Here is a 23,018-nt window from a genome sequence, read left to right as displayed (position 1 = left end):
GATTTTATACCTAACAGTTATAATTTTGGGCTGAATTTTCCTATCCTTGTGTTCTAAAGCCAGTTTATGAAATTCAATCTTTCCCTTTTTTTCCTCGTATTTTTTAGCCTATGCCTTAATGCCCAAACCGATTCCGAGAAATTCCTGATCCAGGAAGGGTCCTGGATTATGGGAGGATATGTTAATGCCAGTGGGAATCGTTCAGAAAGTCAGTCTTCAGAAAGCAGAAGCTTTGCATTTTCCATCAGGCCCGAAGCAGGCTATTTTATTAGTGATAACCTGGCCTTAGGTATGCTAACCGGTTACAGTTATGCTTATGATAAAAGTGTCAGAACGAGCTCTTATTCAGAATATAATGGACATGTTTTTTTAATAGCTCCTTATTTAAAGAAATACCTGCCTATTTCCAGATCGTTTGCCCTTAATTTTACAGGTTCCCTGGAATATAGTCGCCAGTGGAGTAGTAACGAATCAGAAACCTGTATCAATTGTACAGAAAGGACCGTGAACAGTTATTCTGCTGCCATACAGCCCGGATTAAGCTACCAGTTATCAAATAGATTTCTACTGAATGCCAGACTGGGCATCCTTCAATATTCACACAGGGACATTAATCAGGATGACAGGCCAGATGGCTCTAACGATTACTTCAATTTCACCCTGAATCTAAGCAGCATTTATTTTGGTCTTAGCTATTTATTTTAACTGGAACGCGCTGGGATAATATTTCCTTTTAAGCCAGAACGACACCCTAACCAGTAAGATCAACGCAGGAACTTCAACCAGAGGGCCTATAACCCCTGCAAAAGCCTGGCCGCTATTCAAACCAAATACCGCGATCGCAACTGCAATGGCAAGCTCAAAGTTGTTTCCTGCAGCGGTAAAGGAGATCGAAGCATTCCTTTCATACGAAGCCCCGAGTGCTTTACTGGCAAAGAAACTAATGAGGAACATCAGGCTGAAATAGATAAGCAACGGGATCGCGATTCGTACCACGTCCATAGGAATTTCCACGATCAGTTCACCCTTCAACGAGAACATAAGAATGATCGTAAATAGAAGAGCGATAAGGGTTATTGGCGATATGCGTGGAATAAAGCTGTTTTCATACCATTTTTCTCCTTTTAATTTCACGAGAATAAGTCGGCTTAAGATTCCCATGGCAAATGGAATCCCTAAATAAATGGCTACGCTTTCAGCAATTGTCGCGATCGAAATATCCACAATGGCACCTTCAAAACCAAAAAGTGGTGGCAGTTTGGTGATAAATAACCAGGCGTAAAAACTGTAGGCAAATACCTGGAAAATACTGTTCAGAGCTACCAGACCAGCACCATATTCGCTACTACCTTCCGCCAGGTCATTCCATACCAGTACCATGGCGATACAGCGTGCCAGGCCAATCAATATGAGCCCAACCATATATTCGGGATGGTCCTGCAGGAAAATGATCGCCAGGAAGAACATCAGCAAGGGCCCAATAACCCAGTTTAGAATTAGGGAAATGCTCAGAATCTTTACATTTTTAAACACTTTTGGAAGTAGCCTGTATTTTACCTTGGCCAGTGGCGGGTACATCATCAGGATAAGGCCAATGGCTATAGGAATATTGGTGCTTCCACTACTATAAGAATTGATGCTTTCCGGGATTGAAGGGAAGAGGTAACCTAATCCAACTCCAATTCCCATAGCCAGGAAGATCCATAAAGTGAGGTTCTTGTCAAGAAAATTCAGCTTTTTTGCCATTTTAGTGTATGTTTTTAAATACGTAGATCATTTCTGAAGCGATCTGGTCGCTGCGTTCATCATATTTCTGGGAGGCCAGGGGAGTGCCATCGAATTCCTTGGGATCCTGATAATCCAGGGCGATACGGGCCTCAGCTCCCGGAATAAAAGGGCAATTCTCATCGGCATGGGAGCAGGTCATGACGGCGGCGAAATTCCCTGACGGATTTTCAGGAGCGTCATAGACCTTGGAATAGCAGATCAAAGCATCTTCACTCTCAGAAAAGGTTACACTTATATTAGGATTTTCTCCTTTTTCAAGGTCGATCCTGAAACCGGCTCTGTCAACTGCTTTTATCGCATTTTCAAAAAAGGCGGTTTTTTCTGTGCCTCCGGAATAACATTTGGTTTCTATTCCAAATTCTGCTGAAATGGCCTGTGCCCAGACCTGCGCTAACTGGCTGCGCCTGGAATTGTGCGTGCAGATGAAGTTGAGAAGGATGGTTTCGCCAGAATTTTTCTTTTTTTGAATATAATCGATCAAAGGCTGTAAAACCTTTTTTCGTTCTTCCGGGACGTTTAAGTCATTCAATTGCTGGAGCTTTGCTTTAAGTTCTGGGAATAGCAGGTTTTTAGTCATTTTTCTATTTATTTTTAACAGCATCCCGATCCTGGGGCACAGGAAGAATTCTGAAGTTCTGATAATTTAACTTTGGGTTTTTGAGCTGGAATACCTCATTTTTCCTGGGCCAGGCAGGCAGTTTGAGTGTTCAACAACAAAAAGTTCTTCCCGTCGAAACCAAGCTCGAACTTATTGATGCTTTCACCCTGGTATTCCACCTCGATCTCGGCATCTGGAAGTCCCAGTTTTTCTGTAGCGAGATCAATGATACTTACCAGTTTTTCCGGGTGAAGGCGGTGGTTGTAATCATTCTCTTCCCATAGCTGGAAAGAAATCTTTTCTTCTTCTCTCAAGGTTCCCCCGCAGTCGATAAAATGCTTGTTGATCTTTCCAACTTCGGTAACATGAAAATGTTCCGGTACCAGGTTCCCGTTTGGCAGTGCGAATGCGATCTCTTTCAATCTGCTTAACTGATTCCTAAATTCTGATAGTTTCATAATTACAATCGTTATATCGTATTATTACGATGTTAGTTTTTAAATTTTTTTAGCAACATTCGTCTTTAGGTCCACAATGCTGGATCTTATCGAACATACCGTTGAAAAGATCCTTTACCCTATTCCAGTTTTCGGGATGGATGCAGTAGCTCATTGAAACCCCTTCAATATTTCCCTGTAATAGTCCGGCATTTTTAAGCTCTCTTAGATGCTGACTAATGGTTGCCTGTGCCAGCCCCAGTTCGTTCACCAAATCGCTGTTGATACAGGTATTTGCTTTGAGCAAATGCTGTAGGATAGCTATACGGGCGGGATGGGCAAAGGCTTTGGCCAGTATCGCCAGCTCGTTTTGTTCTTTGGTGAATAGATCGGTTTTGGTAACGCCCATAAAGCATTTATTATATTGCAATATTACGATGAATAATATTGCTGGCAAAACAATTTAAAAAGGAAAAAATCAGATAAGGATTCTTTTGCTATTGTTAGCTGCCGATTCATTGATCTTCTCTACGATATGAATATCTTTCAAGCCATCAGATCCGGGAACCATGACCTCGGTATCATTGATGATCGCAAGTGCATCGTCATCCATTTGGACGGCCTGCTGATTTTTCCTCATTGGAGGGAGGTTGAGTCCGTCACTGGTTTTACCCTGCACTCCGGTGTAAGATTGCATCGGCCTTAGATAATACCATCCATTCTCGGCAGTTACTTCCAGGTTATTCAAACTTTCTCCAAAACTGGTTTTTCCGTCAACCATGATTCCTCCGGGAAATTCCAGCTGGAAACTGGTGGTTTCGTCTACTTCCGTAAATATTTCAGGCCGGTTGGTACTTTGAGTAGCGGTCACGGCAACGGGCTCCATACCGGTTGAATACCTGGCGGCATTGATCGGGTAAACGCCCATATCATAGATAGCGCCACCGCCCATTTCTTTTTTAAGCTTCCACGGATTGATGGTGCTGCCATTATACCCGGCTTCAGAAACCACCGATTTTATAGGTCCGTATGGATTGGTTTTGGCCCAGGTCATGATCTTTTTGGTATTGGTCTCGTGCTGCATGCGATAACCAATGGATAGTTTTACACGATTCTTATTGCATGCCTCGATGATCTGCCGGCATTCATCGGCAGTTCTCGCCATAGGTTTTTCACACCAAACATGCTTACCCGCGTTAGCAGCCTTGATGGCATATTCTGCATGAAGACCGGTGGGAAGAACGATATAGATCACATCAATATCCGGATTGCTGGCGATGCTATCCATATTTTCATAATTGTAAACATTGGAATCTTTGATGCCATATTTTCTTTGCCAGACGGGAATCTTTTCCGGGCTTCCGGTAACAATACCTCTTAATTCACAATAATCGGTTTCCTGAAGTGCGGGTGCGAGAAGGTCGGTGCTATAATACCCCAGGCCTACCAGGGCTACCCCGAGTTTACGTTGAGAGGTGGATGCTATACAGCCGGGAAAGGGGAGTAGAGCGGCGCTTAAAAACAAGCCCGATTTTTTTATAAAGCTTCTTCTGTTTTCCATGTTACCTTATTCTATAGCATTAAAGTACAAATTTTAATGTTATACTTAAAAAAACAGGCTGCTCAAGCAGCCTGTTGGAAAATTTAATGTTTAAAAAAGCTAATCTTTTGTTTTAGAAAGGAATTTAATAATAGGAGTAAGTGGTAATTTCATTACTGGTGCTTCTCTTTATAGCCCTATTATCAGAATCGAATTCATATGAAAAACTATATATCAGGTCTGTTCCATTCTCTTCTATCCTGTAGGAACCCGGAAGATTCTTTTGAGTTATAATTGTAGGTACGATCTCATTTACGGGAAACCTATTCAGTTTTTCAGAATAATTATCATGGGTTCGCTGGGAAATTACCGCGTAACCATCAAAAGATGTATCTGGGATAAAAGTTATTTGTTTGTTCAAATTACCATCAGAAAAATAAATGTATGCAAAGACAAAAGAAACCTTGAGCATTCCTGTTTCATCTGGATGGTAAAGCGTTTGGCTGGCAATACTTCCTTCCGGATTATACTCATATGTTGAAAGAGATGTTTTTTCTCCATTCTTAACCATTTCAGAACTACTTATCTTATCATCATTCCAATAGAAATATTCATCAAGGTTTTCACTGTAATTGATCCTGGCTAATTTTCCATTTAAATAATAGTAAGTATCGGTTCCTGTAGAAAGGTTGGGAGTTTCTTTTTTCCAATCGATCTTTTGGATTTTTCCGTCTGCAGCATACGTATAGGTTTTACTTACCTTCCAGTTTCCTGCGGTCGTCTCGAAGGATTTCGGCTTCCCATATAGTTCATCATCTATTAATTCGACCTCTAAATGATCCTTCTCCCCAATTTCAAATCCACTGGATGTCGATTTTAGGGTGAAAGAGATATCCCTCATGCCTTTGATAATATTATCATTATCAGGAATTAAATTGAAAGTAGCATGGGAATCGCCCTTATTTACAGGAACTCTTATAACCCCATTAGATGCAGATGGTATGGTGAAAAAGATCAGGTTTTCGGGAATGGAAATACCTATTTCGATAATGCCATCTTCGATGGCTGCTTTGTTAAATTTTAATTTAACCTCGGTGTTCTCGGTACTCTCAAAAAGCCTGAAATCATTGTCAAATTCAACAATAACATTTGAAACAGGAGTTGGTTTCTGTGGGGTCAGGTTGTCATCATCTGATGAGCAGGCAACGATTAGGAATACGAAAAAGCTTAAGAAAAGTGATGAATACGTTTTCATTTTATTTGGTGATTAGTTAAACGACTGATGTGATTTGTTGGTTTCCAGTTCAACTGCCTGGCAGGAAATGGAATAATTGATTGAACTTTCTGGTTCTTGAACTGAATTGAATTCTCCTAAAGACTTAACAGTTAGAATTTTGTTACAATAAAGGCAAGGAATTTTTAGAAAATATCTGGTGACCAGATTTTTCTAAAAACTAAAAGGAATATTAGAATTAGGATCAGTAATACTGGAAGGTCAATATATCATCGCCTGATCGCCTGGTTAAAGGTTTTCCGTTTGAGTCAAATTCATAGGTATAGAGAATTTGGTTTTCTTCTTCATCGGTTTGGTAAACTATCGAATTGAGTAAATTGGATTCTGCCTTCTCTCCAGGGAAAATTTGATTAAAAGCAAAGGGACTAGCTTTGTCCTGATAATATGTATAGCTGGTTTTGGAGATAAAACGGGCCTCATTATCTACTATTTTATAAACTGTTTCCTGGAAAAGATTTTCATCCTGATCGTAGGTATACTGAATCAGATTTTCGGCTCGCCCAGCATTATTAAAATCGGTTTTCTTACTAATTCTAGTGTGCGAATCATATTCATACAAAGAATAACTTTTCAGGACATCGTTTTCAAATAATTCAGATTTCTGAAGTTTGTTATCTTCCCAGGTATAGAAAATTTCTCGCTTAAAATGACCTTCCAGGCCATTTGATTCAGCAAATTTAATATGGCTGATCCTATCTTCGGCATCATAGAAATATTCGTCTCTATATCCATCATTTTCATACCATGGACTTCTGTTAGCTATGATCTTTATTTTGCCAGAAGGGGTATATTCATATAAATTTTCCCATTCCCAATCGCCAGAGCCATAAATGATGGACTTTAACCTTCCCTGTAATTCGTCATCTATGATCGTGATGCTCAATCCAATCTCATCGGCTTTTTCAAAGTTTCCAAGGCCAGATTCAAAAACCACGCTTAAAATCTTCATTCCACGAATAATTTTATCGTCCACGGGTTTAAGGATAAAAGAAACCCTGGTATCGCTTTCATTCACCTTGAGCTTAATGATATTATTAATGGCTTCAGGTTCTGTAATTACGGCCAGACCTTCTTCAATATGAAGTCTGAGACTTATTTCCCCATCCTGAATGGCGGGTTTGTCAAAGTAAACCACGATCTCTTTGGAGAGTTCGTTTTCGATCACTGAAAACTCCGGGTCAAAGCTCAGGTTGATAACATACTCATCATCATCGAATGGCAGTCTGTCACTAACAGTATCATCATCAGGTGAACAGCCAATCATGGATGCCATGACGAGTAAACCGATCCAAAATTTTATGATTGTTCTCATATCTGATAATTTAAAAATCAATTTATTCGCGAACACAAATTAAATTAGCCTTCATTAATCATTTTCGTGATAAGAATTGGGTTACCAGGGTTTAAGCTTTGAAAAACTATTTTTTCTTAACTCTTAGAAATGATCAGTTACTTAATAACCAGGTAAGGGATTATTAGCAGAATATCTCTAACGACCTCTAATCGATTGAAGAATATCAGGCCGGTAAACTCCCGGTAATCTTTAAATGTATGTTTTCAAGTAAGGGCACAAAAACCGGAAATCTCAACAGAATCCCCTCTATACAGCCTGGGTAGATCTCTGAATTTGATTCCCGTTAAGATCAAAAATCGGGGAAATTCGAGGTTCCCCAATAATTCAGTTGACTGCGTTATTTACAGTAAATTACGTGAATAAAAAGGTAGTTGTAATTAAATGTTTAGTTAAATCTTTAGATAAAATTAAGCTAAAAAGCTCCGCTTCATTGCCAAGCTTTGGTTAATTATTATAAAGCCAACAAATGCTTAACGCTATATTAGCAGGGCAGCACATATTGTCATTGTAATTTGGGAATACAAACCAAAACTACTATTACAATGACCATTACAATGAAAGGCTTAACCGCTTTAAGTAAATTATCATTTTTAAGTTTAAGTTTTGCTATAATTTCTGCCTGCAATACCAATAACCAATTGGTAGAACCAAAAACAGCCGAGTCTGAGGATGTGATGATGAGAAACCCTGTTCTGAAAAAAGAGGCCAGGGTCTTTCGAAAGGATATTAGCTATACCGTAGATTCCCTGGCCTCCCGTCAGGATATAGACAGTTTATTGAATTCTTATTCAGAAGAACAGTTAAAAACGATTTTTGCCATTAACCGGATTGAAAAGAATAGGCTTAGACCAAACAGACCAGTGGTAGTTCCCGATTGTGCTTCAGAAAATCCAAATGCCTACAGTCCTTTTCCAGAAAACCTGAATCTTTTATCCTGTATCCCGAAAACCGTGCTGATATCACAGCGCGTTCAGGCTTTTGGTCTATATGAAAATGGAGAGTTGATCAAATGGGGGCCTGTTAGCACAGGAAAAAGCTCTACACGAACTCCTAACGGATTGAATTATGGGAACTACAAGGCCAAAAGGAAAATAAGCACCGTAGATGAATCCTGGATCATGCCTTACTATTTTAACTTCATGAATTTTGAAGGAATTGGAGTTCACCAATACGCCATGCCGGGCTATCCCGCCAGTCACGGTTGCGTTAGATTATATATGGATGATGCGAAATATATTTTTGACTGGGCAGAAATGTGGAAAGTAGAGAATGCGAATATTGTTAAAAATGGTACGCCTTTTATGGTTTTTGGAAAATATGATTACAGTGCCGAAAAACCATGGTATGACCTGGCTCAGAACATGCGGGCGAATGATCTTACACAGGAAGAGATTGATGTGCTGCACCAGTATGTTCGAAAATACCAGGAAGACCCAAGGAATTTCCAGGAAATGATCCCCGGTGAAGACCAGTCTTAAAATGAAAACGAAGACGGAGTTTTCAATTTTACTTAAATTGGCGTGTAAAATCATATCCATGAAGAAGCCAGCTTCAATTTTCATATTATTCGCTCTTTTTTCAACAGGTCTTTTCTCCCAGGAAACTTCCATCATGATACGGGCCCAGGCGAAAGACGCTAAATTCATAGGCTCTTCGATTGGTGGAGCAAAGATCCTCGTTAAGGAAGTACTCACCGGTAGAATCCTGGCTGAAGGCCTTACCCAAGGAAGTACAGGAAACACCGATAAGATCATGAACTCTGACTGGCAGCGCAATGAACCGCTTTCAGAAGAATCCACCGCAGGATTCGAAGCAGTTTTGAATATTCAGGAACCAACCTTTATAAGTATCGAAGCCTATGCGCCTATAAATAAGAAACAGGCGGTTGTGATGAGCAGTACCCAGCTGTGGGCTATTCCCGGTAAGGAAATAACAGGAGATGGCGTGGTCCTGGAAATTCCGGGATTTGTGGTAGATATTCTTTCACCTCAGACCCATGAACGAATTTCAGAAAGCAGTGAAATAGAGGTCACGGCAAATGTAGTGATGATGTGCGGCTGCCCGGTCACCAAAGACGGGATTTGGGATGCCAATCAATACGAGGTAAAAGCCGTGATCACAAATGAAGATGGCGAAAAGTCGGAGTTGTCTTTAGAACAAAAAGATAAGCCCAGCACTTTTACCGGAAAGCTTAGCCTTGAAAAAGGACTTTACGAGGTGCTTATTTACGCCTATGATCCATTAACAGGAAATACAGGAGTAGATCGAACCAATATTATCGTGAATTAAGCGAGAAGGCCTAGTTCTTCTATGGTTCTTAAAACCCCATTTTCATTGTTATCATACCTGGTTCTGAAATTACTGGCCTGTATGATCTCAGGATGGGCATTTTTCATCGCGTAACTGTGTTTGGCGACCTTCATCATTTCAAGGTCGTTCAGGTAATCGCCGAAAACCAGGGTTTCTTCCGGACTTATTCCGAGTTCTTTTTGAATCCCCTTTATCGCATTTCCCTTGTTCGCATCAAGGGAAGTGATATCGATAAAAACCTTGGCCGCTATGGCAACCTTATACCTGTCTGTATAATTCACAAAATGCGGAAAGGTATTTTCTTCAACACCGTTGAAATTACATAAAGTAACTTTTAGGTAGGTATCTTCAACCTGGGTAAGGTCATCAACGACTTTCAGTCTTTCATAAAATTTGGAGATCTCTTTTCTGAAATCCTCATCTTTTGTTTCTATATACGCCGAATTTTTCCCGCACAAAACCAGGTTAGTATTTTCAAGATCCCTACCAAGCCTTATAAAATCCCTGGCAGCATTCTGTTCAATTGGATTCACGTAGAGTTCCCTGCCTTTGTGTGAGACATAGGTGCCGTTCTCGGCGAAGAACATCGTGCGATCCTTGATCCTTTCAAACCTGGACTCCAGATTGTAAAATTGTCGACCGCTGGCGATGGAAAACAGGATTCCATTTTTGGTAAGCTGTTCCTCAACCTTCCAGAAGTCGGGATGTAACTCATGATTATCATTTAGCAGGGTTCCGTCAACATCAGTTACAATTAGTTTGATCATAGGATTTAATTTGAAATTTCAAAAATAGGTGATAACAGGGTTAATAGGATTAATTCAGCATTAAATTTTGTGTTCCTGTTATAATCAATCTTTATTAAATGAAATTTTAAATATTTGAATCACAGGTTATTCAGTATTTTTATTTAAAATAAATCTAAACAAGCTTTGTATTTTCAGTTTCCGGCTATAGTTTTGCATCCCTATTTGTAATAAGTCTAAATTATATTAAGAGATGAAGAGGAAACTACTACTGATGCTAATTTTATTCACTTATACTGTTTCTGCCCAGGATTCTGGGAGCCTAAGAGGTAAGGTGACCAATACCGAGGGAGAGGGTGTTTCCCAGGCGAATGTTGATGTGCAGGGCACTGGTATTGGAACTGAAACCGATAGTTCAGGTGAATTTTACCTGGGCAGCATACCCGATGGAAATTACCTGCTAAGGATTTCCTTTGTAGGTTACAAACCCCAGGAAATTGCCATTTCGATCAAACCGGGAGAGACTACCAATTTACCTGATATTGTTCTAAGATCGGGAGAAGAGCAATTAAACGAGGTTGTGATACAGGGCAATGGGAACAGGAATAAATTCAACCGTGAAGAAAGCTTTTTCGTGTCAAAACTGCCTTTGGATAAGATCGAAAACCCACAGGTGTATGATAATATAACTTCTGAACTTCTGGAAGAACAGATCATCACCAATTTCGACGATGCCTTAAGGAACAGCTCAGGTATCACCAAGCTTTGGGAGTCTACCGGAAGGGGAGGAGACGGAGCCGGGTATTATTCCTTAAGAGGTTTTCCTGTACAACCAACCCTTGTTAACGGACTTCCGGCTATTACCAATGGAAGCCCTGATCCGGCCAATATTGAGAACATTGAGGTGATCAAGGGGCCTTCAGGAACCTTATATGGAAGTAGCCTGGTCTCCTATGGTGGATTGATCAATATTACCACCAAAAAACCATATGATTATTTTGGTGGGCAACTTACCTATACCCTCGGTAGTTTTGGCCTTAACCGAATAGCTGCCGATGTAAATACGCCACTTGATGAAGACGGTGATGTGGCCATGAGAGTGAATACAGCCTACCAGACCCAGAATTCGTTCCAGGACGCCGGCTTCTCAAAATCATTTTTCGTAGCTCCTTCATTGAGCTATAAGGTGAACGAAAGACTTTCCTTCTTTGTGAATACCGAATTTTACAACGGGGAATCTACCAATCCAACCATGCTGTTTGTAGATAGGGGAGCACCACTGACGGTTACCAATATCGATGAACTGGATTACGATACCAACAGGTCCTATACCAGTAATGACCTTACTCTAAAGAACCCAACTTATAGTTTACAGGGCCAGATGAACTATAAGTTATCTGAAAGCTGGACTTCTCAAACTGCTATTTCTCGCGGAAGCGCAAAATCTAAAGGATATTACTCCTACTTATATGAGACCACAAGATTCTATGAAGGGCTTGACGAGGGAATCGTATTAGGAAGATTTATGAATAATCAGAATTCAACTACTTTAACTACCGATCTTCAGCAGAATTTCATAGGTGATTTTGAGCTATTTGGGATGAGAAACAGAATGGTGGCCGGCCTGGATTATTTTCAGCGTGAGATAATAGACAACGGAACCGGTTATATTGGTAACGGAAATGTATATATAGGCGATGCCAGTTTACAGAATGTGAACGAAAGTGTTTTCGGAATTACCGATCCAGCGAGTTATATCACCGATGGCGATAGCGGGATACTTTCTACCGCTGCGGTAGATGCCTTACTGGCGAATACCAACCGCAATAACCTGACTACAAAAGAAGATATTTATAGTGCCTACGTATCGAATGTCCTCAATATTATCCCGGCACTTTCGGCTATGGCCAGTTTGAGAATAGACCAGTTCGAGAACGATAATAATAGCCAGACCGCGCTTTCTCCAAAATTTGGAGTGGTTTATCAGCCAGTCATTGACAGGGTGTCGATCTTTGCCAATTATATGAATGGTTTCAGCAACGTGGCACCTTCTGAAGTTATAGACCAGGCAACAGGGGAGACCAGGAGAGTAACCTTCGATCCTGAGCATGCCAGTCAGTTTGAATTTGGGACCAAATTTAACTTTTTGAACGACCGACTTTTCGCCACCCTGAGTTACTATGATATCCAGGTAGAAAACATCGTTCTGGGAACCGGGCTTGACGTAAACCAGGACGGGACGCAGTACAGTCGTGGATTCGAGGCCAGGATAACAGCCAGCCCAATTGACGGATTGAACCTGGTAGCAGGTTTCAGCCACAACGATAGTGAAGTGACCGAGGCGGCCGATAATGATGATTTCCTGGGAAGAAGACCTGAATCTGCTGGTCCCGAAACCCTTGCCAACCTTTGGGCCAGTTACAGGTTTACTGCAGGTGTTGCCGAAGGTTTTGGAGTAGGATTCGGAGGAAACTATGCCAGCGAGAATATGATCTTTAACAGGAACACAGCCGGTACGTTCACGCTGCCATCCTATACAGTTTTGAATGCTGCTGTATTCTACGATGTCGATAAGTTCTCCATCAACTTGAAACTGAATAATCTTACCAATGAGGATTATTTTAACGGGTGGTCTACTATAAACCCACAGCCACCAAGAAATTTTGCCGCAGCGCTTACCTACAGATTTTAGAATTGAATTAGCCGGAGATCGCCAATGAGGCGATCTCCTTTTTTAGTATGTCAAAGAAAAAAAAGAAAAATACCTGGTTAAAAAGATGGGCTGGACGCCTGCACTTGTGGCTCGGACTCATTACCGGACTCATTGTTTTTATCGTTGCGGTAACCGGTTGCATCTATGTTTTTCACGACGAGATCAAGGATGCGATCTATGATTACAGGTTCGTGGAAGAAAGTAATGAACCTTACCTGGAGCCTTCCAGGATCAAGGAGATCGTACAGCAGCGATACCCGGGAACTACAGATGATTTCGTGCTCTATTCTGGAAAAGACAGGCCCGTCGCCGTGTACGGTGTTCATGAGGAAACTCCTTATTATTTCTATTTGAATCCATATACCGGCGAATTTTTGTATGCCCAGGATTTCACGAAAGATTTCTTTGAGATCATAAAAGCACTGCATATGTACCTTTTGTTGCCACAGGATATCGGCCGGCAGGTAGTGGGTGTTTCTACCCTCGTTTTCATCCTTATGATGATCACCGGGATCATTCTCTGGTGGCCAAAGAAATTAAAGAATCTTAAAAAGAGCCTGAAGATCAAATGGGATGCCCGCTGGAGAAGACTAAATTACGACCTGCATAATATCAGCGGATTCTACCTTCATATCCTCGCGATCATTGTAGCCATTACCGGCCTATATTTTTCTTATGACTGGGTAAAGACCGGGATCTATTACTTCGGAAATCTAGGAGAGAATTTTGAAAGCGATCATCACATTGAAAATATAGTACAACAGGAACGAATCTCAGAAAATCCGGTTGATATCGCCTTTTACGAAACCATGGAAATGGCCCCCGGGAACGAAATGTATTTTGTGTGGACAGAAGGAGATGATCACCCAATAAGTACTGGAGCCTATCCAGAATCCCTGGATTATGACCATCAGTCTAATTACTATTTTCATCCACAAACGGCTGAATTGCTACAGGAGCAACCTTACGATTCAAAAAGTACCGGGTTAAAACTCCAGGAAATGAGCTATGGCATACATACCGGCCAGTTTTTCGGGATGACCGGGAAGATCATAGCCTTTATTCTTAGCCTTTTCGTCGCCTCCCTGCCAGTAACAGGCTTTATCGTTTGGTGGGGAAGAAAGAACCGGATGAAGCACCTCACCCGGTAGATTTTCTAAAACAGGATAGCATCAACGATGGTACCTACTATCGCTATAAAAACAGCAAGTATCAGGGATGCTTTAAAACCATGAGTTTTAAAATCGTCTGTTAATTTATCGGCGATCTCAATAATGATGGCATTCACAATTACCCGTGTAATAAATCCAAGCCCGAGAAAATAGAAGATACCCAGGGTTGCGATATTGAGTATGGCCGTAAGAAGCCAGCTAAGGAGAAAACTCAATACTCCTATGATAATAGCAACAATGATGGCCGATTTAAAGCCTTTTAATTCAACGCTGCTCAGTAGCCTGGCCGCTAATAGCAATACCAGGGCATCAATAAGGATGTGGATGATCCATTGAAACATAACTTTTTGGTTTTGAGGTTAGAAGTAAGTCTAAGATACTAAAAAAGTTAAATTTAGGATCAAGCCGTGGTTTATTGAAGACGTGCCTGCATGGTTTGTGGCTTTTTTTTCAATAGAACTTCCCAAAGGGCTTTTATATTTGCCAGTTTTTCCCGTTGTTTCAGGCGATATTCGGTTTGGTAAGCTCGTTGATCGGCAGTATAGCCATAGTAATTAAGATCCAGGTTAGAAGCAATGAACAATGCTCTTGGCAAATGAAAGGCCTGGGTGACCACAACTGCATTATCGATCTCAAATAATTTCCCGGCGCGATACATACTATCATAGGTATCTAACCCGGCATGATCTGCCTGGATGAGATCTCCATCAATACCGTTCTTTTTAAGATAATTCACCATGGCATCCACCTCGTTATAATCATCGCTCCGGTGATCTCCGGTAACCAGGAAATTTTCAACTTTTCCCTGTTCATATAGTTTAATGGCGGTATCTACGCGGTCTTTGAGAATAGGCGATAATTTTCCATCGGCATGAACGCTGGCACCAAGAATGATTACGGTTTCAGTTTTTGGCAGGGAAGATATTTCGCTGAAAATCTTATTTTGGGTATGTCTCTTGAAGGTTGCTTCCACTCCTAAAACAGTGAAAATGATCAATACAAGGCCAATGACGGAGAAGAGGATAATTTTCTTTAAACGCCGCATGAGAGATAAAAGATTGTTGTCCCGAATATAACCATAATAATTTGATGTATTGGATTATTTTATAGCAGTAACGCTGGAGCAGCCTTGTACATTATGTACATTTGTAAAATATTATTTCAGCATATTATGAGCAATATCAAGGCATTGCAGTGGCGATATGCCACCAAGAAATTCGATCCAGATAAAATTTTAGCCGAGGATAAGATAAAAACCCTGAAACAGGCCTTTAATCTAACGGCAACTTCTTATGGATTGCAGCCCTTGAAAATGATCATTATTTCCAATAAAGACTTACAAAAAAAGCTTCGCGCATATAGCTGGAACCAACAACAGGTAGATACAGCCTCACATGTGCTGGTGATCTGTATCGAGAATGAAGTGGATGAAGAATTTATCGTTAATTATTTTAAAAGGGTAAAGCACTTGCGGGAGACTCCGGACGAAATTCTGAAACCATTCCGCGAATTTCTCGTACAGGATTTCAATACAAAGGCTGCTGAAGAGATCGAGGCATGGGCCAGGAACCAGGCGTATTTGGCACTGGGAACACTGCTAACCGTATGCGCGGCAGAAGAGATCGATGCCTGCCCAATGGAAGGTTTCGAGCCAGAGAAATATGATGCTGAACTGAATCTTCATGAAAAGAACCTGAAATCGGTGCTGGTCCTGCCGGTTGGTTACAGGGCAGATGACGATATGCACTCCAAATTCAAGAAAGTGAGAAGACCCCTGGAAGAGGTTATTATCGAAATTGATTAATAATTCACGTATTCAGTGATCTCCAGGCCGTAGCCAATCATTCCTACCCTCTTGGTCTGGCGGGTATTTGAAAGCAATTTGATCTTATGAATTTCCAGGTCGTGCAGGATCTGGGCACCTATACCAAAATCCTTATAATCCATCTTTACTGGTGGCGCTTTGATCTCTCCTTTTTTCTGGCCTTCTTTTAATTCTGAAAGGCGGTTTAAAAGATTGAGCGCCTGTGTGGCCGGGTTGATGAAAACTATGGCTCCGCGGCCTTCTTCATTGATCGCCCTGAACATACTGTCCAGTTTTTTATCAGCATCGTTGGTGAGTGTTCCCAAAATATCATTGTTCACCAGGGTGGAGTTTACCCGAACCATGATCTCTTCATCTGGTTTCCAGCTACCCTTGGTAAGCGCGATATGAACCTGGGAATTGGTTGTTTGTTTATAAGCTCTGAGTCTGAATTTTCCAAAGCGGGTTTCAATATCGAAATCCTCCTTTTTTTCGATCAGGGAGTCGTGCTGCATACGATAAGCAACCAGGTCTTCTATAGAAACAACTTTCAGATCGAACTTTTTAGCAACTTCCATCAGCTGCGGAAGTCTGGCCATTGTTCCATCTTCGTTCATGATCTCAACGATCACTCCTGCAGGTTCAAAACCGGCCAGTCTCGCGAAATCGATAGCCGCTTCGGTATGTCCGGTACGGCGAAGTACGCCGCCTTCTTTTGCTTTAAGCGGAAAGATATGCCCGGGCCTGTTCAGGTCATGCGGTTTGATCTCCGGATCTATAAGCGCCTGTATGGTCTTCGCCCTGTCTGCCGCTGAAATTCCCGTAGTAACTCCTTTGCCGCGAAGATCTACCGAAATGGTAAAGGCGGTTTCCATGGGATCGGTGTTATTGCCCACCATCATTTCAAGCTTCAGCTCGTTGCAGCGATGCTCGGTTAGGGGAGCGCATATTAGGCCTCTCCCGTGCTTTGCCATGAAATTGATCATTTCGGGAGTAACCTTTTCGGCAGCTGCCAGGAAATCTCCTTCATTTTCACGGTCAATATCATCTACCACGATGATCACCTTACCGGCGCGAATATCATCGATAGCTTCCTGGATACTATCCAGTTTTAAAGAATATTGATTGTCTTCAACCTGAGCCATAACATTGCTTTTTTACGGCTGCAAAGGTATTAATAAGTTCTAACTTTTAACGATTCCTGCGAGATTCTTGATCTCCTTTTTATATTGGAAATAAAAGACGATGTAAAAGGCAATTCCAAGAAAAAGCAGCACTCCCGAAAAGCTGATGTTTTCCTTTTTCAGAATCTCATCGATCCTCCTGGCCTTACTATCCAGGGAATATAAATAAATGTAAAACAGGATCGCGCAGATTATGGAGATAATAGACAAAACCATTGCGGGTGTTTCCTGGTGAAAACTGATATTCACAAAGCTGGCGGCAAAAAGGAAAACATAGAATAATACGAAAAGTATATTGGTTGATTTGAAAGAATTTTTAACCGAAAGATATAACCGGTCCAATTCAAGGTATTCGTCATCATAGAGCTTCTTTTCCTGTAAAAGCTCTTCCTGGCTAACACCACGGGTTTCCAGGACCTGCAGGGCAGCCATCCGGTATTCAGAGCTTAACCTGTATTTACGGTAGAACTGTACGATATTTTTCAATTCCTCAGTTTCCTTTGATCGAAGCTTTTCCATTTCCTCAGCTTCTATGGAAACCGGAACATCCAGTTTCAGGATCTCATAGTGATAGGCAGAGTCGGCTTCAGATTTATTGAAGCCCATGCTTTTAATAAGTTTTTTGAAGGGTTCCAGTAAACTGTCTATTGCAAACAATCCCTGATCGGTTGTGGCCCGGTAGGTTAGGTAAATACCCAGCGGTAGCATGATCCAGGTGGAAAGCCAGGTGGCTATAAATGGGCTGATACTTCCATCTTCAGCCGAATTCTTTGCGAAGATCCCGATGAAGTGATAGGTTAGGAACAAAATGATCGCAACCACGATTGGTAAACCAAGACCTCCCTTCCTTATAATTGCTCCAAGGGGTGCACCTACAAAGAATAATACAATGCAGGCGATGGCCAGTACATATTTTTCATGCAGGGCGATTTCAAATTTGTTGATCTGTTTAACACTGTTCTTGAATTCCTGCTTTTTCAATCCTAGATGAGCTAAGGCCGAATTTACCGATCCCAGAGCCAGGTTGGTGATCTGAGATCCATCGTAGGTGTTATAATGAGAAAGAACTCCATCTTCAAAAACAACCAGTGTATCTTTTGGTTTATAGTTTACCTTAAGATTCTGAAGACCGGTTCTTCTATACATATCCTTCTGAAAGAGGTCCATCCTCTCGTTATATGTTACTGAAAATGAGTCGATACTTTCATTGAGTTCCGAGATCTTCAGCATACCGTGGGTAGAACTATAGGTTTCGTCTTCCAGGTCGACATTGTTGAAATTAGAGAGGTCTATATTTATTACGTATTCTTCAAAATAGCTCTTCGCAAAAGGTTTTCGATCGCGTTTATCGTAATCGCTAGCCTGCACTTCATCATAATAATTCCCTTCCCTTAGAATAAGTGAAAGCACATCAGAATCGGTGCTTCCAACCAGCTCTCCCTCATTGGCTTTGATGACCGTATGATTTCCGCCTATCGCCGTCTTTTTATGGATGATCACGTTGCTGAGGAAGCGATCATTATCGCCACTTTTTTCCTCTACCTTGATATTAAAATCACCAATATCATTGAAAACGCCCTCAGTAATGGCCATGGCTGGCTTCAATTGGGCGATATTCTTTCTAAGATTGATAGATTTGAATTCGGCAGCCGGAATAACATTGTTGGCGAAAAAGAAGGCGACCATCCCGATTAGAACAATGAAAAATGTCAAACTCCTCATGGCTCTCTGTAATGAAATACCGGATGATTTCATCGCTGCGAACTCGTAGTTCTCAGCGAAAGTTCCAAAGGTCATGATGGAAGTAAGCAAAATGGTGAGCGGCAATACCAGTGGCACCAGTTTAGGTGAGAAATAGAGCAGAAACTTCAGGATCACCTCTACGTCCAGGTCTTTACCAGCAAGTTCACCAATGTACAGCCAGATCGTCTGGAGTACAAAGATGAACATGAGAATGATAAAGACCGAAAAAAAAGTTTTTAAAAAACTGGTGAGTATGTACCGGTCGAGTATTTTCAATTTAGTCTATTCGGTTGATATAATAGTCGCTGTATCGCGATTCATTAAAGGTAAAAAGGTTTTTGGCCAGAGGCTGGTTTGTTTTAAAACTTTTTACCGTAATAGTGATTTTCGTTCCGTTATCCTGGGTTTGGATAAGGTTATAGATATGCTTGGTTTGTTTGTCTATTCCAAGCAGAATGTTCTTGATATCAGCATTGCTGTCTTTTGGAGTTAATTTTACGTACTGGATCTCACGTCCCTTCACGTTCTGGGCAATGTCCATTTCGTAATTATATCCGTCTTCATAAAAGCTGAACATCTTGGATGGCGTGATGCTGTTATCATCTTCTTCAACATAGGTGGAAATGTTGATCTCTTCATCTTCAGGGATTATCGTATAGATCTTTTTTCCATCGAACATCTGGGTGGTCCCCATCATGTTCAGCACATATTTCTCTCCGTCAATGCTTACGTCACCTCTTGCTTCCTGGTGTACATTCTCGGCGGTATTTTCAAGAGCGTATTTGAATTCGATGACCATATTGTCATAATTCTGGACTTTTGAAGACACTTCGTTCAGCAGTTGTTCCGCTTTTTGTGAACTCTGGGCCTGTACATTTAGCGTTAGGATCGCTACAAGGATAAATACTAATTTTTTCATTTTGATTTTTTAACTGTTTGGTTCTTCATTTAAAAGCTGATCCAGTGCCGCGAGATCGGTCACTAAAACCTGTCTTGCCTTGCTGCCTTCAAAAGGGCCAACCACACCTGCTGCTTCCAGCTGGTCTATGATCCTTCCGGCACGGTTATAGCCGAGTTTTAGTTTACGCTGAAGCAAGGAAGCCGATCCCTGCTGGGCGGTTACTATCACTTCGGCGGCTTCGCGGAACAGCTTGTCCCTTTCGCTCACATCTATATCAACTCCCGTGCCACTATCCTCACTTTCATAAGCGGGTAACAGGTGGGCATCGGGGTAGGCTTTTTGAGAACCAATGAACTCGGTGATCTTATCCACTTCAGGGGTATCTACAAATGCACACTGAAGTCTCTTAAGTTCATTTCCCTGAGTAAACAGCATGTCTCCACGACCAATTAACTGATCGGCTCCCTGGTTATCCAGGATGGTCCTGGAATCGATCTTGGAGGTTACTCTAAATGCTACTCGTGCCGGGAAGTTTGCCTTGATTATACCGGTAATTACGTTAACCGATGGCCTTTGGGTAGCGATGATCAAATGAATACCAATTGCCCTTGCCAGCTGTGCCAGCCTGGCGATAGGAGTTTCCACTTCCTTACCTGCGGTCATGATCAAATCGGCAAATTCATCTACTACCAGGACGATATAAGGTAAAAACTTATGCCCGTCGTTCGGGTTTAGTTTTCGGGCCTTGAACTTGGTATTATATTCTTTAAGGTTACGACACATGGCGTTTTTAAGCAGTTCGTAACGATTATCCATTTCAATACATAACGAATTGAGGGTGTTGATCACCTTGGTATTATCGGTTATGATCGCTTCCTCAGTATCTGGAAGTTTGGCCAGGTAGTGACGTTCAATTTTATTGAACAGGGTAAGTTCCACCTTTTTAGGGTCTACCAGTACAAACTTAACTTCTGCCGGATGTTTGCAATACAGGAGAGAGGTTAGGATGGCGTTCAATCCAACCGATTTACCCTGACCCGTAGCACCAGCCATTAAGAGGTGTGGCATTTTTGCCAGATCCACCACGAAAGTTTCGTTGGAAATTGTTTTTCCCAGCGCCATGGGAAGTTCCATTTCAGCATTCTGGAATTTCGGAGACGCGATCACTGATCGCATTGAAACGATACTGGCATTTTTATTCGGTACTTCGATCCCGATGGTTCCGCGGCCTGGAATAGGAGCGATGATTCGAATTCCCAGTGCAGATAGAGAAAGGGCAATATCATCTTCCAGGTTCTTGATCTTGGAGATCCTGATCCCTGCTTCGGGAACGATCTCATATAAAGTTACGGTGGGTCCAACAGTCGCCTTGATCTGGGCGATGTCGATCTTGTAGTTTTTGAGGGTTTCAACGATGCGGTTCTTGTTCTCTTCCAGTTCCTCCTGGTTGATGGTGATCCCGCCTCCGTAATCCTTAAGAAGCTCGATGGTTGGGAATTTATAGTTCTTAAGTTCAAGAGTTGGATCGAATTCCCCAAAATCCTTGACCAGTTTCTGGCTAAGGTTGTCTTCTTCCTCTTCTTCTGGAGCCGCCTCAACTTCCATAGAAACATCTTCTTCCTGACCGGATTGAACTTCGGGTTGCACAGGTTTTTCCGGTTCTTTCGAAATACTTTCGGTAAGATCGATCTTTTCGGGTTTTTCTTCTGCTGTTTCGGGTTCCTTTACAACTTCCTTTTTCCAGTCCAGTTCCTCATCGGTTTCTGAAACTTTAGGTTTAGGTTGATCAAATGCATTTTCCAGTTCTTTTTTTCCTGATCTGAAATAATCCCCAACAAGCTCGGGAGTGATCTTTAACCGGATGCTCAGGTAAGTTACCAGTAGAAATAAAAGGAGTAGTACGGTTCCGAAGAATCCAAGATAATCCTGCAGAAAATCGTTCATTTCAAATCCTACCCTTCCGCCTAAAAGGGAATAGGTTCCGGTAAAAAAGCCTAAAAATATAGATAGCCAGATCATTACCAGGATTCCCCAAAACCAGAATTTTCTAAGGTTCGAGCTGTTAAAACCGAAGAACAGGTAGACCCCGCTTAATAAAATAAGAAAGGCAACAGAGAAGGATGCCAGGCCAAATCCTTTATAGATAAAGAAGTCGCTCACACTGGCCCCGAACTTGCTCAACCAGTTTTTTGCTGAAACTTCCCGGTTGGCGAATTCACCTAGAACACTTTGATCTGCCTGCCAGTTAAAAAGAAAGGAAATAAAGGCAACGATTAGCGCCAGGCCAAAAAGCATCAGGAAACTACCAAAAACCACTTTCTGCTGGCGATTGAGCTTTAGAGATAAATTGCGGGTTTTTTTACTGGTATTCCTGGTTTTAGCTTTCTTTTTAGCCATATGTAGGTTCAAGGATTTCGGCAAAAATACAAATTAGGCCTTGTCAAATTAAGTAAAAAAAACTTCAATTTGAAAAGTCCTGCTTATTCCTTGGGTAAACGCTTGAAAACACAGCATATTTCCCTCAACCATCAAAAAACAGGAATGAGCTGAATTAAGTTTTTTAATTACCGAAAATATAAGGGTAGTAGATGAACCCGGCAATGATCACAGCTATCAGCGCGGCAAAAAACACAGCGCCGGCAGCAACATCCTTAATATGACCTATCTTGCTGTGGAAATCTGGATGAACAAAATCGGCCATTGCTTCTACTGCCGTATTCAATCCTTCTGCCGACATAACCAGGCCTATTGCAAAAAACTGTAGTATCCATTCCATCCGGCTGATGCCGAAGATCCATCCGGCGATGCAAACCATGATAGCTATAACGAATTGCACCTGTATGCTTGGCTCATGTTTCAACAAAAGCCATGCACCCTTCATTGCATACCCTCCTCCTCTGATTCTTTTTCCGAGGAAACTGTTTTTCATAATAGTGTTTTCAGTGCGGCGAGATAATCAGGTTCCTCATCAATTCTTGGCACCTGCTGGGAATGAATTACATGTCCGTTTTCATTAAGAACAAGAACGGCACGCGATAAAAGACCTTCCATGGGCCCGTCTATCATTTCAACTCCGTAATCCTTGCCAAAGTTTCGTTCTCTAAAATCGGAAAGATTGGTCACATTTTCAAGCTTATTATCTTTCAGGAAGCGTTTTTGAGCAAAAGGAAGATCCCTTGAGATACAGAGTACGATCACATTCTTAAGTTCTGTGGCCTTTTCATTGAAATTTCGAACAGAGGTGGCACACACATTCGTATCGATGCTGGGAAAAATGTTCATTATTACCCGGGCTCCTTTAAAATCTTCCAGGGTCGCTATAGATAGATCCGATTTAAGAAGTTCAAAATGTGGTGCTTTTTCATCCAGGGAGGGGAGACTACCGTAGGTCGTTACCTTTTCATCACCAATTTCAATTCTTGCCATAACCATAT

Annotated in this window: 20 protein-coding genes and 2 pseudogenes; 6 read left to right on the top strand and 16 right to left on the bottom strand. The window is 41.5% G+C overall.

Annotated features, from left to right (window positions below; all coding sequences use genetic code 11):
• Nucleotides 1-66 precede the first annotated feature (66 nt).
• A complete protein-coding gene (locus tag MKO06_RS13920; RefSeq protein WP_241552674.1) occupies nt 67-705 on the top strand; it encodes an outer membrane beta-barrel protein in 639 nt (212 codons plus the stop codon).
• Here MKO06_RS13920 and arsB read toward each other — a convergent pair.
• From arsB to MKO06_RS13885, 7 genes and pseudogenes are all read right to left on the bottom strand, one after another.
• The gene (gene arsB, locus MKO06_RS13915) at nt 697-1,746 is read right to left on the bottom strand and encodes an ACR3 family arsenite efflux transporter (protein ID WP_241552673.1); all 1,050 of its coding nucleotides are present in this window, start codon (nt 1,744-1,746) and stop codon (nt 697-699) included. The two genes, MKO06_RS13920 and arsB, sit on opposite strands and share 9 nt — an antisense overlap.
• Before the next feature lies 1 nt (nt 1,747).
• Entirely contained in the window at nt 1,748-2,365 is a 618-nt protein-coding gene (locus MKO06_RS13910; RefSeq protein WP_241552672.1) for a low molecular weight phosphatase family protein, read from the bottom strand.
• A 14-nt stretch (nt 2,366-2,379) separates the two neighbouring features.
• Nucleotides 2,380-2,844: pseudogene (locus MKO06_RS13905) on the bottom strand (DUF6428 family protein).
• A gap of 49 nt (nt 2,845-2,893) precedes the next feature.
• Nucleotides 2,894-3,232 (bottom strand): ArsR/SmtB family transcription factor, encoded by a 339-nt coding sequence (locus MKO06_RS13900; RefSeq protein WP_241552671.1) that lies wholly within the window; start codon nt 3,230-3,232, stop codon nt 2,894-2,896.
• Between the two features lie 69 nt (nt 3,233-3,301).
• A complete protein-coding gene (locus MKO06_RS13895) occupies nt 3,302-4,384 on the bottom strand; it encodes a Gfo/Idh/MocA family protein (protein ID WP_241552670.1) in 1,083 nt (360 codons plus the stop codon).
• A 124-nt stretch (nt 4,385-4,508) separates the two neighbouring features.
• Complete coding sequence (locus tag MKO06_RS13890) at nt 4,509-5,618, bottom strand: toxin-antitoxin system YwqK family antitoxin (RefSeq protein WP_241552669.1); 1,110 nt, start codon at nt 5,616-5,618, stop codon at nt 4,509-4,511.
• Between the two features lie 223 nt (nt 5,619-5,841).
• Nucleotides 5,842-6,969, bottom strand: a complete 1,128-nt coding sequence (locus tag MKO06_RS13885; RefSeq protein WP_241552668.1) for a hypothetical protein — start codon at nt 6,967-6,969, stop codon at nt 5,842-5,844.
• 584 nt (nt 6,970-7,553) lie between these two features.
• On the opposite strand from MKO06_RS13885, the gene MKO06_RS13880 reads away from it, so the two are divergent.
• Nucleotides 7,554-8,489 (top strand): L,D-transpeptidase, encoded by a 936-nt coding sequence (locus MKO06_RS13880; protein WP_241552667.1) that lies wholly within the window; start codon nt 7,554-7,556, stop codon nt 8,487-8,489.
• 58 nt (nt 8,490-8,547) lie between these two features.
• Nucleotides 8,548-9,300, top strand: a complete 753-nt coding sequence (locus MKO06_RS13875; RefSeq protein WP_241552666.1) for a hypothetical protein — start codon at nt 8,548-8,550, stop codon at nt 9,298-9,300.
• On the opposite strand, the gene MKO06_RS13870 is transcribed toward MKO06_RS13875, so the two are convergent.
• On the bottom strand, nt 9,297-10,088 hold the full coding sequence (locus tag MKO06_RS13870; protein WP_241552665.1) for an HAD family hydrolase: 792 nt from the start codon (nt 10,086-10,088) through the stop codon (nt 9,297-9,299). The two genes, MKO06_RS13875 and MKO06_RS13870, sit on opposite strands and share 4 nt — an antisense overlap.
• Nucleotides 10,089-10,320: 232 nt before the next feature.
• Between MKO06_RS13870 and MKO06_RS13865 the strand changes: the two genes are divergently transcribed.
• A complete protein-coding gene (locus MKO06_RS13865) occupies nt 10,321-12,759 on the top strand; it encodes a TonB-dependent receptor (protein ID WP_241552664.1) in 2,439 nt (812 codons plus the stop codon).
• Nucleotides 12,760-12,806: 47 nt separating this feature from the next.
• Nucleotides 12,807-13,931, top strand: a complete 1,125-nt coding sequence (locus tag MKO06_RS13860; protein WP_241552663.1) for a PepSY-associated TM helix domain-containing protein — start codon at nt 12,807-12,809, stop codon at nt 13,929-13,931.
• 5 nt (nt 13,932-13,936) lie between these two features.
• On the opposite strand, the gene MKO06_RS13855 is transcribed toward MKO06_RS13860, so the two are convergent.
• Nucleotides 13,937-14,293, bottom strand: coding sequence for a phage holin family protein (locus tag MKO06_RS13855; protein WP_241552662.1), 357 nt, complete (start codon nt 14,291-14,293; stop codon nt 13,937-13,939).
• A 71-nt stretch (nt 14,294-14,364) separates the two neighbouring features.
• Nucleotides 14,365-14,997, bottom strand: a complete 633-nt coding sequence (locus tag MKO06_RS13850; protein ID WP_241552661.1) for a SanA/YdcF family protein — start codon at nt 14,995-14,997, stop codon at nt 14,365-14,367.
• Between the two features lie 126 nt (nt 14,998-15,123).
• Here MKO06_RS13850 and MKO06_RS13845 point away from each other — a divergent pair, with 126 nt between their 5' ends.
• Nucleotides 15,124-15,756 (top strand): NAD(P)H-dependent oxidoreductase, encoded by a 633-nt coding sequence (locus MKO06_RS13845; protein WP_241552660.1) that lies wholly within the window; start codon nt 15,124-15,126, stop codon nt 15,754-15,756.
• Here MKO06_RS13845 and ribB read toward each other — a convergent pair.
• From ribB to tpx, 6 genes and pseudogenes are all read right to left on the bottom strand, one after another.
• Nucleotides 15,753-16,901, bottom strand: coding sequence for a 3,4-dihydroxy-2-butanone-4-phosphate synthase (gene ribB / locus MKO06_RS13840; protein WP_241552659.1), 1,149 nt, complete (start codon nt 16,899-16,901; stop codon nt 15,753-15,755). The two genes, MKO06_RS13845 and ribB, sit on opposite strands and share 4 nt — an antisense overlap.
• A gap of 630 nt (nt 16,902-17,531) precedes the next feature.
• Nucleotides 17,532-18,959: pseudogene (locus tag MKO06_RS13835) on the bottom strand (LptF/LptG family permease); the annotation flags it as partial.
• Between the two features lies 1 nt (nt 18,960).
• Nucleotides 18,961-19,602: an outer membrane lipoprotein periplasmic chaperone LolA1 gene (gene lolA1, locus MKO06_RS13830; protein ID WP_241552658.1), complete on the bottom strand. Its 642-nt coding sequence runs from the start codon at nt 19,600-19,602 to the stop codon at nt 18,961-18,963.
• A gap of 9 nt (nt 19,603-19,611) precedes the next feature.
• Entirely contained in the window at nt 19,612-21,981 is a 2,370-nt protein-coding gene (locus MKO06_RS13825; protein WP_241552657.1) for an FtsK/SpoIIIE family DNA translocase, read from the bottom strand.
• Nucleotides 21,982-22,144: 163 nt separating this feature from the next.
• On the bottom strand, nt 22,145-22,513 hold the full coding sequence (locus MKO06_RS13820) for a diacylglycerol kinase (RefSeq protein WP_241552656.1): 369 nt from the start codon (nt 22,511-22,513) through the stop codon (nt 22,145-22,147).
• Nucleotides 22,510-23,010: a thiol peroxidase gene (gene tpx / locus MKO06_RS13815; protein WP_241552655.1), complete on the bottom strand. Its 501-nt coding sequence runs from the start codon at nt 23,008-23,010 to the stop codon at nt 22,510-22,512. Before tpx ends, MKO06_RS13820 begins: the two co-directional genes overlap by 4 nt.
• Nucleotides 23,011-23,018 lie beyond the last annotated feature (8 nt).

Origin of the sequence: Christiangramia oceanisediminis (assembly GCF_022570735.2) — a bacterium.
Classification (GTDB): Bacteria; Bacteroidota; Bacteroidia; order Flavobacteriales; family Flavobacteriaceae; genus Christiangramia; species Christiangramia oceanisediminis.
The sequence above is the reverse complement of the archived record's forward strand: the minus strand, read 5'-3'. Positions and strand labels throughout refer to the sequence as shown.